Below are 15,186 nucleotides of genomic sequence, written 5' to 3' on the forward strand. Positions count from 1 at the left end.
CGCGTAGGGTTGCCCTGGACAGTGTCGGGAGGCTTTCAACCGTGCACACCATAGAATGAAGGCCGGTTATGGTTGAGGTACACCCCCGTTCTGTGACCTTTCACCCCCCTGCCCAGGCAAAGTTCCTGGTGGGCGACTTTACCGACTGGGACCGAAAACCCATTCCCCTGGACGGGCCGCTGACCCTCGAGTTCCCCGCCGGTGCCTACATCGAGTATGCCTTTCTGGATGCCAACCGCGAGCCTTTCCCCGACCCCGACAACCCCCACAAGGCCCAGAACCCCTGGTGGAGCTACCCCAGGGCCATCGAACTTCCGGGGTTCCGCTTTACCACGCCGCACCAACCCTCCCGCCCGGTAGAAGTGCACCGCCACCGGCTGGAGTCGAAAGCCTTTGGCAGCACCCGCCGCTACTACGTGTTTAACCCCCAAGAACCCGCCCAGTCCACCCTGTACGTGCACGACGGCGTGGCCTACTACCGCACCGCCAGGCTGGCTGAGGTGGCCCAGGGGCTATTGGAGTTGGGCGAAATCCGGCCCGTGCGGATTGTTTTTTTGGAACCCGAAGACCGCCGCCGCGAGTACTGGTTCAGCCCCATCTACGAGCAGCACGTACTGAACGAGGTTATCCCGGCGGTGGAGGCGCACTACGGCCCCACCCCGGAACGGGGCCTGCTGGGCGCCAGCCTGGGGGGGCTGGTCTCCTGCTGGCTGGCGCTGCGCCATCCCGGGGTGTTCCAGAAGGTAGCCACCCAGTCGGCCTGCCTGACCGCAGCCCCCGATGGCGGCGACTCGTACCACGACCCCGAGTGGCTCACCGAGCAGTATCTTGCCGCCGATACCCTGCCCCTGCGCTTCTATTGCGAAACTGGCCAGATTGAGTGGCTGCTGGCCCCCAACCGCCGCTTTGCGGCCATGCTGGCCGACAAGGGCTACCCCCACGCTTACCTGGAACGCCCCTCCGGCCACAACTGGATGACCTGGCGGCAGGGGCTGGCCCCGGCCCTACAGTACCTGTTCGCAAACTGAGGGCAGATGATAGGCTTTAGGTTATGGAGTTTGGTTCGGCTTTTGTAGCCATTCTAATCATTGTGGCCCTCGAGGCCGTTCTATCGGTGGACAACGCCATGGTGCTGGCCGTGATGGTGCGGCCCTTGCCGGAACACCTGCGCTCGAGGGCCCTGCTCTACGGCATTATTGGGGCCTACGTGCTGCGCGGGCTGGCCTTGCTGTTTGCCACGGTCATTATCCAGATCTGGTGGATTCAGCTTCTGGGAGGGCTTTACCTGGTCTATCTGGCGGTCAATCACATCTTTCGGCGGCAAAGCCACAGCAACGCCGACCCCGCCAGCGTTCAACAAGCCGCCGCGGCCAGTTTCTGGCGCACTGTGATCATGATCAACGTGGTTGACCTGGCCTTTGCGGTGGACTCGGTGCTGGTGGTGATTGCCTTCAGCCGCGAGTTCTGGGTGATTTTTACCGGGGTGGCCATCGGGATTCTCTTGATCCGGCTGGCCGCGGGCATCATGGTCACCATCATCGAGCGGTATCCGCGGCTCGAGACCGTGGCCTACGCGGTGGTGGGCTGGGCCGGGCTCAAGCTGATGCTGGAGGGCTGGGGGCACGGCAGCGAGGTCTGGCTGCACCGCCCGGAGCTGGCGCTGCACCTGCCGCAGGGGTTCTTCCTGAGCATCACCCTGGCCATCCTGGTGCTGGGCAGCCTGTGGGCCTTCCGCCGTTCGTCCGAGTCCTGACCCATGCCCAAAGACTGGGATGCCCACTACCTGCACCAGCCCCCCCTGAGCCAGCCCGCCTTTGTGGTGGCGGCCTATGCCCACCGGCTTCCGGCAGGCCCGGTGCTCGACTTAGCCGGGGGCACCGGGCGCAACGCCTTTTTTCTGGCCAGGCGGGGGCATCCGGTATTTTTGCTGGAGAAAAGCCGGGTGGCCCTCGAGTTTGTCCAGGCCGAGTCCAACCGGCACAGGCTGGGCATCTGGGCGCTGGAGGCCGACCTCGAGGCCCCCGACCCCAGCCTGCCCCCTGGCCCTTTTGCGAGCGTGGTCAACTCGTACTTCCTGCACCGTCCCCTGCTTACCCGCTTGACCGAGCGCCTTCTGCCGGGAGGCCTGGTGCTCCTGGAGGGTTTCACCGTGCAGGAAGCCGCCCGCCGGGGCAGCCTGGCGTCGCATTACTGGCAGGCAGGCGAACTCTTGCACCCGCCCTCTGGCCTGCATTTGCGGGCCTGGGCCGAGGGCTGGATGGACGGCCACCACCGCACCTGGGCCGTCTGGGAGAAGCCGGTCTGAGGCCTGCTTCAGGGGCTACGGGCCGCTTGCTGGGATACACACGATGGAGTGAGAGGCCGCAAGCCCCTGTTCGCTGCCTCACCGTACAGCGTGCTGGGCGTTCAAGCAAGAATGGCATGAGGCCCGTTCTACCCACTCGAAATGGTAGCCTCATGCGCTTTTCATCTGGAAAAGCGTGCTACCCTGCGGGCGGGTTGGGGAGTAGCCACCCTTTACAGGGTTGATTAATCGTCAATACGAAGCAGAAGCTTCCGGTTAATCTGGGCGCATTGCCCTGGTGAGACCACCACGACACGAAATGGCCGTGGTGGTTTTGTGTTGTTTGGCCCATCCACGGCTGCGAGGTGCCCATGGAACAACTTGGACAAGCGCTGATCGTCATTGGAATCCTGATTGTCCTGGAGGCAGTGCTCTCTGCCGACAACGCTATGGTGCTGGGGGTGATGGTCAGGCAACTACCCCCGCCCTGGCGGCAACGGGCCTTGTTTTATGGCATCGCAGGGGCCTACATTCTGCGTGGCCTGGCCCTGCTTTTTGCGGTGTATCTAATTCAGTTCTGGTGGATTCAGGCCCTGGGGGCCCTTTACCTGCTCTACATCGCCATCCGGCACTTCAGCAAACGGGGGCCTAAAGAAGAAGTGCGCCCACACAGTGGGCAAACCCTGACCACCGTGACCCCGCGCCAGTTCTGGAGCATTGTGGCCCAGATCGAGCTGGCCGACCTGGCCTTTGCGGTGGACTCGGTGCTGGTGGCGGTGGCGCTCTCGGACAAGCTGTGGATCATCTTCACCGGCGTATTTATTGGCATCCTGGCCCTGCGCTTTGTGGCGGTGCTGTTTGTGGGCTTGCTGGAGAAGTACCCCCGCTTCGAGGCGGTGGCCTTTGCGGTGGTGGGCTTTGCCGGGGTCAAGCTGGCCATCGGGGGCTGGGACAAGTTCGCCAAGGAAGTCCTGGGCCGCCCCGAGTGGGTCACGGGCATAGACAAGGCCCAGTTCTCGCTCTTTATCCTGGTTGTGCTGGTGCTGGGCGCTATCTGGGCCATGAGCCAGAAGCCCAGGGCCGCTGCACCGGACAATAAGCCCACCAGGGTCTGAGCCAGGGCGCTTTTCTGCCCTCCTCGGGCCCCGGTAAATCTGGTAAGGTTGTGCCGATGAATGCTGTACTGGCCATCCTGGCCTACCTGATTGGCGCGCTGCCGCTGGGGTACTGGGCCATCCGCCGCCTGACCGGGCAGGACCCTCGCCTGGCCTCGGCTTATAACCTGGGCCTCGAGAACACCCTGAAGCGCCTGGGCCCCGGCCCGGCCCTGCTGGCTTTTGGCCTGGATTTTCTGAAGGGGATGCTGGCGGTCTGGCTGGGGGGGCAGTTTGGGCTTTCCTGGGCGGTGGTTTTTGCTCTGCTGGTTTATCTGGGGCACCTCTACCCTCCCCGCTGGCTGGCCGAGGGTGCGCTTCTGCGCGGGCGGGGCGCGGGGGTGCTGGTGGGCCTGGTGTTTGGGCTGCACTTTAGCGGGCTGCCTTACCTGCTGACCCTGGGCGTGCTGCTGATTGCGGTGGCAGGCCTGTTGTGGAGCCGCTACACCGCGCTGGCCGCCCTGCTGATTCCGGCTGTGCTGGCCCTGCTGCTCAGCTTTCTGCCCATCTCGGGCTGGGCCAAGCTGGCCGCCTGGGTTTTATTTCTGCTGGCTTTGTGGCGCTACAAGGAGAACCTGGGGCGGATGCTCGAGGGCACCGAGCCCCGCCTGGGCGAGCCTCTGCCCATGCCCTCGGAAAAGACGGTGGTCTGCGCCTTTATGATTCACCCGCTCACGCTAGACGACCTGTTCCAAAGCCCCCGCTTCCGCTGGGCCAAACCCCTGGTCGAGCGGGGCCTGATCCGGCAGAGCCTGGTGGAAAACCTGGCCGAGGCCATCCGGCCCATGAAGGTGGGCGAGTTGCGCGGGGTCAAGACCTCCGATGGGCGCGAGATTCGCTGCCACCTGCTCTCGGCCCCACTGCTGCCCCACCAGATTACCGGCAACCCCGAGCTGGCCACCCAACGGGCCATCCAGGGGGCGCGGCTGGCCAGGGAACTGGGGTGTACGGTGGTGGGGCTGGGCGCCTTCTGGAGCGTGGTGGGCGAGAAAGGCCGCCTTGTGCAGGAGGCCGTGCCGGAAATCGAGGTTACCAACGGCGGGGCCTACACCGCCGGTACCGTGAGGGCCGCTATTCCCGGTATTCTGGCCCACTTCGAGCAGAGCGGACGCCCGCTCAAGCAGGCCACCGCCGCGGTGGTGGGGGCCAATGGGGTGGTGGCCTTCGGCATTGCCCGACAGATTGCCCCCCTGGTGGGCCGGCTGATTCTGGTGGGGCGCAACCTCGAGCGCCTGGAAAAAAGCGCCGCCACCCTGCGGCAAAACCTCGAGCGCAAAGGCCAGCCGGTGCCCGAAATACTCACCACCCTGGACATTGCCGCCATCAAAGAAGCAGACTTGATTTTTACCGCCACTTCCGACCCCTCAGCCATCATCTTTCCCGAGCACGTCAAGCCCGGCGCCTGGATTTACGACGAGGGGGTACCGCCCGACGTGCACGACTCGGTCAAGCAGCTTCCGGGGGTGCGGGTGATTCCGGGCGGGGTGGTGCGGCCTCCGGGGGCCATGACCGGCAACCTCGACCTGCACTTTGGCGAGGGGGCCGTACCGGCCTGCCTGGCCGAGACCATGATTCTGGCCGCCGAAGGCGCCTACGAGCGCAAGAGCCTGGGGGGCGAGACCAAAAGCGAGAACATCCAGTTTTTTGTGGAGCGGGCCGAGGCGCTGGGGTTTCAGGTGGTGGACTGAGAATAAGCACCCTGGCCCCTTCACCAGACATTTGTAAGAGGAGGTTTTCCCCATGCTGCTTTTTCTGAGCCCCACCCGGTTCGAAGCCGCCTTCCTCAAGGGCCGAACGTTTACCTTCCACGGGCGCGCCGGGCTGCGCGGGGAGGGCTGGGTCTGGCTCGAGAGCGGCATCGGCAAGGTCAACACCGCCGCCACCCTGGCCGCCTTTGCCAAAGGCCGAAAGGTGGAGCGGGTGCTGCTCTTTGGCATTGCCGGGGCCTACCCCGATGCCGGCCTGGAGTTGGGCGATGCGGCTCTGGCCGAGAGGGAAATCCAGGCCGACCTGGGCCTTCGGGACGGGGGCATGAAGGGCCTGGGCTTCCCCACGCTGGAACTGGAACATAGCCGTTATCACAACCGCTTCCCGCTGGACAGCGCCCTGACCACCGAACTGAGCCAGAGCCTGGGGCTGCCCAGCAAAACCTTCCTGACCCGCGATATGGTCTCGGAAAACCCCACCGAGGCCCGTCTGCTCTCGCGCAGGTGGGAGGCCCACCTCGAGAACATGGAAGGCGCGGCCTTCGCCCAGACCTGCTTGTGGCTGGGCCTGAAGGGCGCCGAGCTGCGGGCGGTTTCCAACCTGGCCGGGGTGCGCGACAAGGCCCAGTGGCGCATCAAACTGGCGGTGGAGAGCCTCGAGCACCACATTCTGCGTATTATTGGGCCATGCTAGACATCACCCGCCGCATCTACCCTGGGGTTCCGGTCTGGCCCGGCGACACGCCGTATAGCTACCAACTGACCGCCCTGATAGCCCAGGGCGACAGCGTGAACGTGGGCAAAATCACCACCACCACCCACCTGGGCACCCACCTGGATGCCCCCTGGCATTATGTGGATACAGGCGAAAAGCTAGAAAGCGTGCCGCTCTCGGTGCTGGTTGGCCCCTGCCGGGTGGTGGACGCGCGGGGGCAAAAAGCCCTCTCGGTGGCGTTTCTCAAGGGGGTGGAGCTGGCCGAGCGAAGCCTCTTTTTCACAGGGCAGCCCAACGACTGGGCTGATTTTCCCCACCACTTCATGCACGTAGAACCCGAAGCAGCCCGATACCTGGCCGGGCAAGGGGTGCGGCTTTTTGGCACCGACTGCCCCAGTGTGGACCCTCTGACCTCCAAAGACCTCCCCGGCCACAAGGCTTTTGCGCAAGCCGGGGTGTACATATTGGAAGGGCTTGCGCTGGAGGGCGTACCGGCAGGCACTTACGAACTTCTGGCCCTGCCGCTTAGGCTCGAGGGGGCCGACGCCGCGCCGGTGCGGGCCATTCTGCGCTGACAACCCTCGGATTGTGGCATGACCAAACCTCGGACAGTGGCATGACCCGAGGAGCCTACCCGGACGTTGCCCGCCCGAAGCACGGCTCTTCCCCAAGCCACTTGGACTCTGAGGAGTCTATCTGAACTGTGGCCGCTCGAGCAGGCCAGGGCCAAACCCCGCACTTATCACGCTCTAAACAGACGTGGCCGACCACGAAAACGAGAATCCGTCTGGGCCAAGACGCATGTTTTCGAGTTTCCAGGCGGCCACGGTTGCAAACAGCACAATGAACCCTGCGCCTACTGTACCTTCAGGGTGATGGTGGCGAGCGGGGGTTCGGTCTCGAGCTTCCCGGTCTCGCGCACCTCGTAGGTGACCTCCCCAGGGCCGGGGTCGGAGAAATAGCTCCAGCCACAGGCTGCGCTTAGCGGAATCTCCTTGCGTCCTATAATCCGATCCCCGCGCCGCACCAGCACGGTGTAGCTGCTGGCCGAGCCCACCCCGCCGAAGCGGAAGGGCCTCGAGACCGTACCCCCCGCTTGCAGGTTGGAAAGGGCAAAGCTCTGGCTACAGATGGCCCCCGCCTGGGCTTCGGGCACCACCAGCGAGATTCGAGCGCCCGAGGCAGCGCCTTCGGGCCGCACCTCGTACACCCGGGTTCCGCCAGAAGGCGGCGGGACATTCAGACTCCACTGCCCGTTGGCATCGGCTGTAACCCGTCCCAGGCTGGCCCCGTCCTCAAAGACCTCCAGCACCTGGCCCGGCTGGGCCGTACCCTGCAGGGTAAAGCCCGTAGCAGCCACGGTAGCCCCATCCTGGAGTCCGGTGAAAGAGGGGCCTGAAGGCCTGAGGAACTCAACCTCGACGCGCTCACCCCGAGTCTGACCCGGTTGCCGGGCCTCGAAGGTGTGCGCTCCGGGTGCTTGGGCCGAGGCTGGCAGGGGGAAGCTCCACTTTCCATCCGGGCCCACCGTCACTGTCCCCAGGAGGTTGCCGTTGTCGAAGAGCTCGAGGCTCTCCCCCGGCCTGCCGGTGCCCTGCAGGGCCTGGCTGCCGGCGGTCAGGGTGGAACCACTCTTGGGCGCGGTAATGCTCAGGGCAGCCACCGCCGGTGTAAGGCCCGCGCTAAAGGCCCGCAAACCCAGCCCGGGCAAAACCGAGAGCAGGCCCAAAAGGCCCATCGCGGCCAGCAGAAGGCCCAGGGCCGGCGCACCCATCCGCGCCGCCGGCGCCATCAGCCCCTGGGTCAGGCCCATTGGTGCTGCCGCGACCGGAATACCCGGCGCTTCCGAGCTGCCAAACTGGGCCAAGGCCGCCTCGGCCTCCCGGTCTTCGGCTTCCTGCACAGGGGTGGGCTTGCTGAAAATCAGAAAGAAGGTTTTGAGGTAGTAGTAAGCCCCAATGGCCGAGGTCACCAGAGCCAGCACCACCAGCCCGTAGAAGCCCGCCCGGGCCGCCTCCTGGAAGACCAGGTACTTGGCCCAGAAGCCGGCCAGAGGCGGCAGCCCCAGCACCGAAAGAATGCCCAGGCCCATGGCCCCACCCAGCAGGGGCTTGCGGTACCACAGGCCGCGCAGGCGCTCTAAGGGCACGTCCTGGTTGGAGAGCATCGAGAGCACCGCGAAGATAAGGCCCGTGGCCAGGCCGTAGGTCAGCAGGTAAAAGGGCACGGTGGCCTGTCCGGTCGGGCCAAGGAGCCCCAGCCCAAGGTAGCCCGCGTTGGCGATGGAGGAGTAGGCGAAAAGCCGCTTGGCCTCGGTCTGGTTCAAAGCCCCCAGGTTGCCGAACAGGGTGGATAGGGCAATCAGCACCGCCATCCCCACCCCCCAGGCTTCCAGGCCCTCGGGGGTAAAGATGCGCAGCATGGCCGCAAACGCCGCCGCCTTAACCGCCGTGGCCATGAACAGCGTGACCACCGTGGGGCTGCCCTGGTACACGTCGGGCGACCACCACTGGAAGGGCACCATGGCGGTTTTGAAGGCAAAGGCCGCCATGATCAGGAACAATCCAGCAATGTAGAGGGGCCCCGAGCCGGACGACCCCGCCGTAAAGCTACCGGTTGCACCAAAGTAGAGGGCGATGCCATACAGGAAAATGGCCGCACCCAGGGCCCCCAGCAAAAAGTACTTCAAGCCCGCCTCGAAGCCTTTCTCGTCGCGTTGCCAGGTAGCGAGCACGTAGAGAGGTAGCGAGAAGACCTCGAGGGCAATCAGCAGCACCACCAGGTTGGGGCTGCTGGCCATGATGTGCATACCTGTCACCGCGAATAGCAGCAGGAGGGGGTACTCAAACTTTTTGGCCGGCCCCAGCAGCAAGGCCCACAAGCCGCCCAGGATGGCCACCAGGGTCAGGCCCCTGGCCAGGGTGTCGAAGCGGTAGAGGCCCCCAAAGGCCTCCACCGTCTGGCCCCAGCCCACCACGCAAAACAGCCCTGCCAGTACCAGCCCCGCCACCGTCACGATGCGGGTGGCCTCACGGGAGATGACAAAGGCAAGCAACGACAGTACCGTGGCGAAGCCCGCCAGCACGTACAGGGTTAGCATCGCGCACCTCCAGCAGTCGAGAACCGCGGGCCTGGGGTCAACAAGCCAACCCCAAAGCCCGAACGGGCCGATGAATCAAGCGCAAAGGCCTTCACGAAGCACCTCCCAAGAGGGCGGCGATGGCCTTGCCCAGGGGCTCGAGGTAAACCGTGAAGAGCTTCGGGTAGAGGCCCATCAAGAGCAGTACCGCCACCGTCACCGCGGCAAAACCCCACTCGCGGGCGTTTAGGTCAGGCACGGCCTGGGCCTGGGCGCTCTCCTGGAAAAGTTTCTGGAAGGCCGTGAGCGCATAGGCCGCCGCCGCAATGACCGCCAAAAAGGCCACAAAGGTCAGCCAGGGCGACACCTTGTAGGCCCCCAGCAGGGCCATCAGCTCGCCCGGGAAGCCCGAAAGCCCGGGCAGCCCAATCATGGCCATCAGCAAGAACATCCCCAGCACATAGAGCGCAGGGGTGTGTTTGGCCAGCCCCCGCACAGGGTTAATCTCGAGGCTGCCGGTGCGCCCATAGACCAGCCCCACGAACAAGAACATAGCCGAGCCGTAAATCATCGAGGCCCCTAGCAAGTAAAGCGCACCCACCGTACCTTCCGTGTTGCCACTAAAGAGCCCCAGCGCCCCAATGCCCATGTGCGAAACCCCGGCGTAGGCCAACAAAGTCTTCCAGTCGGGGGCGCTGAAGGCCACCCAGGCCGCATAGATGGCCCCAAAGGCAGCCAGGAACAAAAGCAAGCCCTGCCACTCCCTAAAACCCTCCGGCATCAGGGGAATGGCCCATTTGAAGAAGGCGAAGATGCCCACCTTATAAAGCGTACCCATGGCATCGGCCAGACCCGAGGGGTGGTTCTGCTGGTGGAAGCTCGGCAGCCAGGCGTGCAGGGGGAAGAGCGGGGTCTTGACCGCCAGCGCCACCAGAAAGCCCAGGAAAGCCAGCGCGGCGGTTTGCCCGGTCAGGGGGTTGGCCGCCAGGTCGGTGTAGAGGAAGCTATCGGCGCCCCCCAGGAATCGCACCGCAAAGATGGCCGCCAGCATGGGCAGCGAGCCCACCAGGGTAAAGAGGGCAAAGATGTAGATGGCCCGCAGGCGCTCCGGCCCGCCATAGAACCACAGCATCAAAAGCGCGGGAATCAGGGTGGCTTCGAAGAAGAAGTAGAAGAAAATCAGGTCCTGCGCGGCAAAAATACCCAGCAAGCCGGTCTGCATCATGAGCGCATAGGCCAGGAAGCGCACCGGCACATCGGCAATCCAGACCCCGAGCAAGACCACCAGATTCACCGCCACCCACAAGAACAGGCCCGCTCCATCCAACCCCAGCGCGTAGTAGACCCCGGCCTCGGGCAGGAAAGGAATCTGACTGGCATAGGCCACGCCCTGCCCACCGTAGCCCGCAAACAGCACGCACGAGATAACCAGGCTCACCACTGCCGAGGCAACGGCGAAGGTACGGCCCAGGCCAGGCAGAATGAGCAGCAACAACCCCGCCAAGAGGGGCAACCACAGCCCTAGATGAATCATCGCAACACCCCCCAGCCCAGGAGCAGCACCAGCGCCAGGAGCAGCCCAGCCAGGTAAAAGCGCAGGGCGCCGGTCTCGAGCCTCGCCAGCAGGCTGCCCAGCCCGCCCATCAGGCTACCCAACCCCGCAAAGCCACTCAGCAGGCCCTTGTCGCCCCCAAACAGCAGTTCGGCCAGGCCCTTGGCGGGGTTGACCAGCAGGGTGTTGTACAGCGCGTCGGCGTAAAAACCTTGCAGGGCCGCCGCCTGGAAACGCTCGTACCAGGCCGGCATCTTCTGCTGGAAGAAGCGGAAACCCCACCACAAAGCCGCCACCGCAACCACTGCGGAAATGGCAATCAACACCCATTCGGTCAGTACCGGTAGCTTCTCGTGGGGGAAGTCGCCAATGGCCTTGGTCAGGTAGGGCTCAATGAAGTTTTTGTAGTCAATTACGTACGGTAGCCCGATAAAGCCCACGCCCAAAGCCCCGCCCATCAAAATGTGGTTGGGCCAGAGCATCACCGCCGGGCTTTCGTGGGGGTGCGCCTTGCCCCGGTACTCGCCCCAGAAGACCAGCACATACCAGCGAATCGAGTAAAGCGCCGCCAGTACCGAAGCACCCAGCATCAGCACCCAGAGCCAGGGGCCAAACTCGAAGGCGTAGGCCAGAATGGCGTCCTTCGACCAGAAGCCGGCCAGGGGCACCAGCCCCCCCGAAGCAAAGGTGGCCACCAGGCCGTGCAGGTGCGTGGCGGGCAGGTACTTGCGCATCCCGCCCATCTGCCGCACGTCCTGTTCACCCCCCAGGGCGTGAATCACCGAGCCAGAGGTCATGAACATCAGGGCCTTGAAAAAGGCGTGGGTGACGATGTGGAAGATTGCGACCCAGTAGGCCCCCACCCCCACCGCCACGAACATAAAGCCCAGTTGGGAAAGGGTCGTATAGGCCACAATGCGCTTGATATCCCACTGGCCCAGCGAGCACAAAGCCCCGTAGTAGGCGGTCAGAAGCCCAATGGCCACAATCAGGCCGGCCAGGAAGCCGTCCCCGTGCAAGATGAAAGCGTGCCGCACCAGCAGGTAGACCCCCGCCGTGACCATGGTGGCCGCGTGAATCAGGGCCGAGACCGGCGTGGGGCCGGCCATGGCATCGGGCAACCAGACCATCAGGGGCACCTGGGCGCTCTTGCCAATGGCTCCGATGAGCAGAAAGAAGCCCGCCAGCGTTAGGGTGGTGAAGCTATAGCCCCCAGCCTCCACCTTGTCCACCAGCTCCGAGATGGAGAGGGTGCCAAACATGCTCCACAAAAGGCCCATGGCCAGCAAAAAGCCCAGGTCGCCGATGCGGTTGACGATAAAGGCTTTGCGGGCCGAGTCGGCATTAACCCGCTCGTGGTACCAGAAGCCAATCAGCAGGTAGGAGGCCAGCCCCACCCCCTCCCAGCCGATGAACACCACCGGCAGGCTATCGCCCAGTATGAGGACCAGCATGGCCGCAATAAACAGGTTGAAGTAGCTGAAAAAGCGGCTGTAGCCGGGGTCGCCGTGCATGTAGCCAATGGCCCAGACGTGAATTAAGAAGCCCACGCCGGTGACCACCATCAGCATGACCCCCGAGAGGTTGTCCAGGTTCAGGCTGAAGGGAATGCCTGGCAACCACTCGGCCAGCGTCCATCTGGCCCCGCCCTGCAAGAGCAAGACCAGGCCCAGGCAGAAACTGCCCAGCACCAAGAGCGAGGCCAGCCAGCCGGCTGCCGGCTCACCGATGCGACGGCCAAACAACCCCAGAACTGCAAAGCCCAGCAAGGGAAGTCCAATCACCAGGGGTAGAAGCAGATTCTCCAGCACGATTTACCCCCTCAGTTGCCGCAGCTCGTCCACGCTGGTGGTCTCGCGCCGGCGGAAGATGGCCACAATCAGGCCCAGGCCCACCGCCACCTCGGCGGCTGCAATGGCGATGATGAACAGCACCACCACCTGCGCGTCGAGGCTGCCCGAGAGCTTGGAAAAGCTGATCAGCGAGAGCGCGGCTGCGTTTAGCATTAGCTCAATCGAAAGAAACACCAGGATTGCCGTGCGCCGGGTCAGCGCGCCATAAGCCCCGATCGAAAACAACAAGGCGGAAGCTACCAGCCAGATCATCGCTTCACCACCGCCCTCTCATCCTTCTGTTCGGCAATCGGGGGGTTGGGCTTTTTTTCCTGGCGGGGGTGGGCCGGATGGCCGGTGGCCGCGATAATACGTTCCGGCTCAATCAGCACCACCGCGGCCACGGTGGCCACCAGCAGCAAGAAACCCACCACCAAAAGCGCATAGAGCCACTTCTCGGGGTCGTAAAGCAGCGGCCCCAGGGCCTGCGGCAGACCACCGCCCAGCGCGGGCGCACCGGCAGGCGGCTGAAACCGGGTGACCGCAAAGGTCAGCACCCCAGCCAGAGCCAGAGCGCCCAGGCCCGCCACCCAGGGCAGCCGTGGCAGGAAGTCTGCGCCCACATTTGCGCTTGCCGCCGAGAGCAACATGATCACAAACAGGAACAGCACCACAATGGCCCCGGCATAGACGATGATCTGAACCATGGCCACAAAACGGGCTTCCAGCGCCACATAAACACCCGCCACCACAAGAAAGTTGGCAATCAGCGCCAGGGCTGCGTGGACGGCGTTTTGCAGGCGCACCACCGCAATGCCGGTTCCGACCAGCACCAGCAGCGCAAGGATCTCCCAAAATCCGGCACTCATTGATTCCTCCACAGGTTTGGTGAGCCTCCAGAACCGTTCATAATCCGAGTGATTCTACTCAGAAAAATGTGCATTCGGGAATACTCATCTCCGGTTCTCGGCCGACGTCGAACGGCTCCGGCAACCCGATACCGGGCCTACTTTGCCCTGGGTGGCTTCACGCCCTCGAGCTCAGCTCTTACGTAGGGCACGCTGTAGCCCTTCTTCACCGGCTTGCCGGTATAAGCCGCCTCGCGGCGCTGGGGCTTGGTGCCCTCCACCTCGACCAGCATATCTTCCTTGCCGTACACAAAGTCGGAGTAGCGGTAGTCGGCCATCTCGAAGTCGTAGCCCATCACCACCGCACCGGTCGGGCACGCCTCTTCGCACAGGCCACAAAAAATGCAGCGCAGCATATTTATTTCGTAGACCCTGGCATAGCGCTCCCCCGCGCTGACCGGGTTTTGCGGGTCGTTTTCGGCGGCTTCCACATAGATGGCATAGGCCGGGCAGGCCGCCGCACACAGCGAACAGCCAATGCACTTTTCCAGCCCGTTGGGGTGCCGGGTCAGCACATGCCGCCCGTGGAAACGCGGCTTGAGCGGTACCGGAGCATCCGGGTAGGGGATGGTCACAGGTTTGGAAAACAGCGCTTTTAGCGTGATGCCCATGCTTTGCGCCAGCGCAGCGATGCTCATGAAATCACCCCTTTCGTCAGTCGCCCGCGCCCATGCGCGGGAGGGCCCTGGGTTTGGGCTTGCTGGTCAGAATCACGTAAACCGAGAAGGCCACCAGGCTCAAAAGCGAGAGCCAGCCCAGAATGGCAACGGGCAGCTTGTAGGCCACCACCAAGGCCGCCACCATGAACCAGGCCAGCGCCAACGGAAAGAGCCGACCCCAACTAAAAACCATCAGCTGGTCGTAGCGAAGCCGGAAAAGCGTGCCCCGCACCCAGATGAAGAAGAACAAAAACAGCGCAATCTTGGCGAACATCCACACATAGGGCAGTGCAAACAGTCCACCGATGACGGGGAGTTGCTCCATGAAGCCGGGCATCCGCCAGCCGCCCAGAAAGAGCGTGGGAATCAGGGCCGCAGCCGTAATCAGGTGGATGTACTCGGCCATCTGAAACAAGGCCCACTTGATGGAGCTGTACTCGGTGCTGTAACCCCCGACCAGCTCTTGTTCAGCCTCGGGCAGGTCGAAGGGGGTGCGGGCCGCTTCGGCCATACTGGTCAGCAGGAAGATGGCAAAGGCCGGGAGCATATAAAGGATGAGCCAGCCGTTTTCGTGCTGCCAGTTCACGATGTTCTGGAGGTTAAGCGACCCCACCAGCACCACCGGGGCCAGCAGGCTGATGCCCAGGGCCAGCTCGTAGGAGATGAGCGAGGCCGAGGAGCGCAACGAACCCAGAAGCGAATACTTGGAGTTCGAAGCCCAGCCTGCCAGGAAGATGCCGTAGATGGCCATCTCCGAGACCGCAAAGACGTACAGCAGGCCCACATCCAGGTTGATCACCCAGGGGTCGTAGCCGAAGAAGGCATCCTTGGGGCCAAATGGAATCAGGCCGAAGGTCAGCACGGCAAAGGTGACCGAGATCATGGGGGCCAGCACGAAGACCACCTTGTCGGCCCTGGCCACCACCAGGTCTTCCTTGAAAATGGACTTGATGGCATCGGCCAAAGGCTGCAAAAGGCCATCGGGCCCCACCCGGTTGGGCCCCTGGCGAATCTGGATGCGGGCCAGCAGACGGCGTTCAATCAGGGTCATGTAAGCAAAGGCCGTCAGCAAGCCAAAAATCACCAGAAAAGCCTTAACCCCGACCATCCAGAGCGGGTCGGTGGCGTTGGGGTCGGCGGCAGGGGTGGGGTCGGCGCCCAGGGCGATACCGGCAAGGAGCAACGAAACAAAAACCATGTGCTTACGAACGGAAGGAAATGGGTTACGGCCAGGAGTGGATTCACTCCAGGCAACCCACGATCCCCTGTCCCCTGTCCTCTGTCCCCTGTCTTGAGG

Annotated in this window: 14 protein-coding genes; 7 read left to right on the forward strand and 7 right to left on the reverse strand. The window is 63.7% G+C overall.

Annotated elements, in window-relative coordinates; translation table 11 throughout:
• The first annotated feature begins 68 nt into the window (after positions 1-68).
• From NZN28_RS02815 to NZN28_RS02845, 7 genes are all read left to right on the forward strand, one after another.
• Positions 69-1,028 (forward strand): alpha/beta hydrolase-fold protein, encoded by a 960-nt coding sequence (locus NZN28_RS02815; protein WP_295395255.1) that lies wholly within the window; start codon positions 69-71, stop codon positions 1,026-1,028.
• A 23-nt stretch (positions 1,029-1,051) separates the two neighbouring features.
• Positions 1,052-1,753 (forward strand): DUF475 domain-containing protein, encoded by a 702-nt coding sequence (locus tag NZN28_RS02820; RefSeq protein WP_295395256.1) that lies wholly within the window; start codon positions 1,052-1,054, stop codon positions 1,751-1,753.
• Between the two features lie 3 nt (positions 1,754-1,756).
• The gene (locus NZN28_RS02825) at positions 1,757-2,305 is read left to right on the forward strand and encodes a class I SAM-dependent methyltransferase (RefSeq protein WP_295395257.1); all 549 of its coding nucleotides are present in this window, start codon (positions 1,757-1,759) and stop codon (positions 2,303-2,305) included.
• A 350-nt stretch (positions 2,306-2,655) separates the two neighbouring features.
• Complete coding sequence (locus NZN28_RS02830) at positions 2,656-3,399, forward strand: hypothetical protein (RefSeq protein WP_295395258.1); 744 nt, start codon at positions 2,656-2,658, stop codon at positions 3,397-3,399.
• 56 nt (positions 3,400-3,455) lie between these two features.
• Positions 3,456-5,126: a glycerol-3-phosphate acyltransferase gene (locus NZN28_RS02835; protein WP_295395259.1), complete on the forward strand. Its 1,671-nt coding sequence runs from the start codon at positions 3,456-3,458 to the stop codon at positions 5,124-5,126.
• Positions 5,127-5,178: 52 nt separating this feature from the next.
• Positions 5,179-5,838, forward strand: a complete 660-nt coding sequence (gene mqnB, locus NZN28_RS02840; protein ID WP_295395260.1) for a futalosine hydrolase — start codon at positions 5,179-5,181, stop codon at positions 5,836-5,838.
• Entirely contained in the window at positions 5,832-6,434 is a 603-nt protein-coding gene (locus NZN28_RS02845) for a cyclase family protein (RefSeq protein ID WP_295395261.1), read from the forward strand. The genes mqnB and NZN28_RS02845 overlap by 7 nt, the downstream gene beginning before the upstream one ends.
• Before the next feature lie 281 nt (positions 6,435-6,715).
• Here the strand turns inward: NZN28_RS02845 and NZN28_RS02850 are convergent, their stop codons facing one another.
• From NZN28_RS02850 to NZN28_RS02880, 7 genes are all read right to left on the reverse strand, one after another.
• A complete protein-coding gene (locus NZN28_RS02850) occupies positions 6,716-8,959 on the reverse strand; it encodes a proton-conducting transporter membrane subunit (protein WP_295395262.1) in 2,244 nt (747 codons plus the stop codon).
• Positions 8,960-9,050: 91 nt separating this feature from the next.
• Positions 9,051-10,472, reverse strand: a complete 1,422-nt coding sequence (locus NZN28_RS02855) for a NuoM family protein (protein ID WP_295395263.1) — start codon at positions 10,470-10,472, stop codon at positions 9,051-9,053.
• Positions 10,469-12,301 carry an NADH-quinone oxidoreductase subunit L gene (nuoL, locus tag NZN28_RS02860; RefSeq protein WP_295395264.1) on the reverse strand — a complete coding sequence of 611 codons (1,833 nt, stop codon included), beginning with the start codon at positions 12,299-12,301 and terminating at the stop codon, positions 10,469-10,471. The genes NZN28_RS02855 and nuoL overlap by 4 nt, the downstream gene beginning before the upstream one ends.
• A 3-nt stretch (positions 12,302-12,304) precedes the next feature.
• A complete protein-coding gene (nuoK, locus tag NZN28_RS02865; RefSeq protein ID WP_295395265.1) occupies positions 12,305-12,595 on the reverse strand; it encodes an NADH-quinone oxidoreductase subunit NuoK in 291 nt (96 codons plus the stop codon).
• Positions 12,592-13,191, reverse strand: a complete 600-nt coding sequence (locus NZN28_RS02870) for an NADH-quinone oxidoreductase subunit J (RefSeq protein WP_295395266.1) — start codon at positions 13,189-13,191, stop codon at positions 12,592-12,594. The genes nuoK and NZN28_RS02870 overlap by 4 nt, the downstream gene beginning before the upstream one ends.
• Positions 13,192-13,328: 137 nt before the next feature.
• Entirely contained in the window at positions 13,329-13,868 is a 540-nt protein-coding gene (gene nuoI, locus NZN28_RS02875; RefSeq protein ID WP_295395267.1) for an NADH-quinone oxidoreductase subunit NuoI, read from the reverse strand.
• A 16-nt stretch (positions 13,869-13,884) separates the two neighbouring features.
• Entirely contained in the window at positions 13,885-14,997 is a 1,113-nt protein-coding gene (locus NZN28_RS02880; protein ID WP_295395288.1) for a complex I subunit 1 family protein, read from the reverse strand.
• Positions 14,998-15,186: the final 189 nt, after the last annotated feature.

This window comes from Meiothermus sp. (assembly GCF_025056915.1).
GTDB lineage: Bacteria > Deinococcota > Deinococci > Deinococcales > Thermaceae > Meiothermus.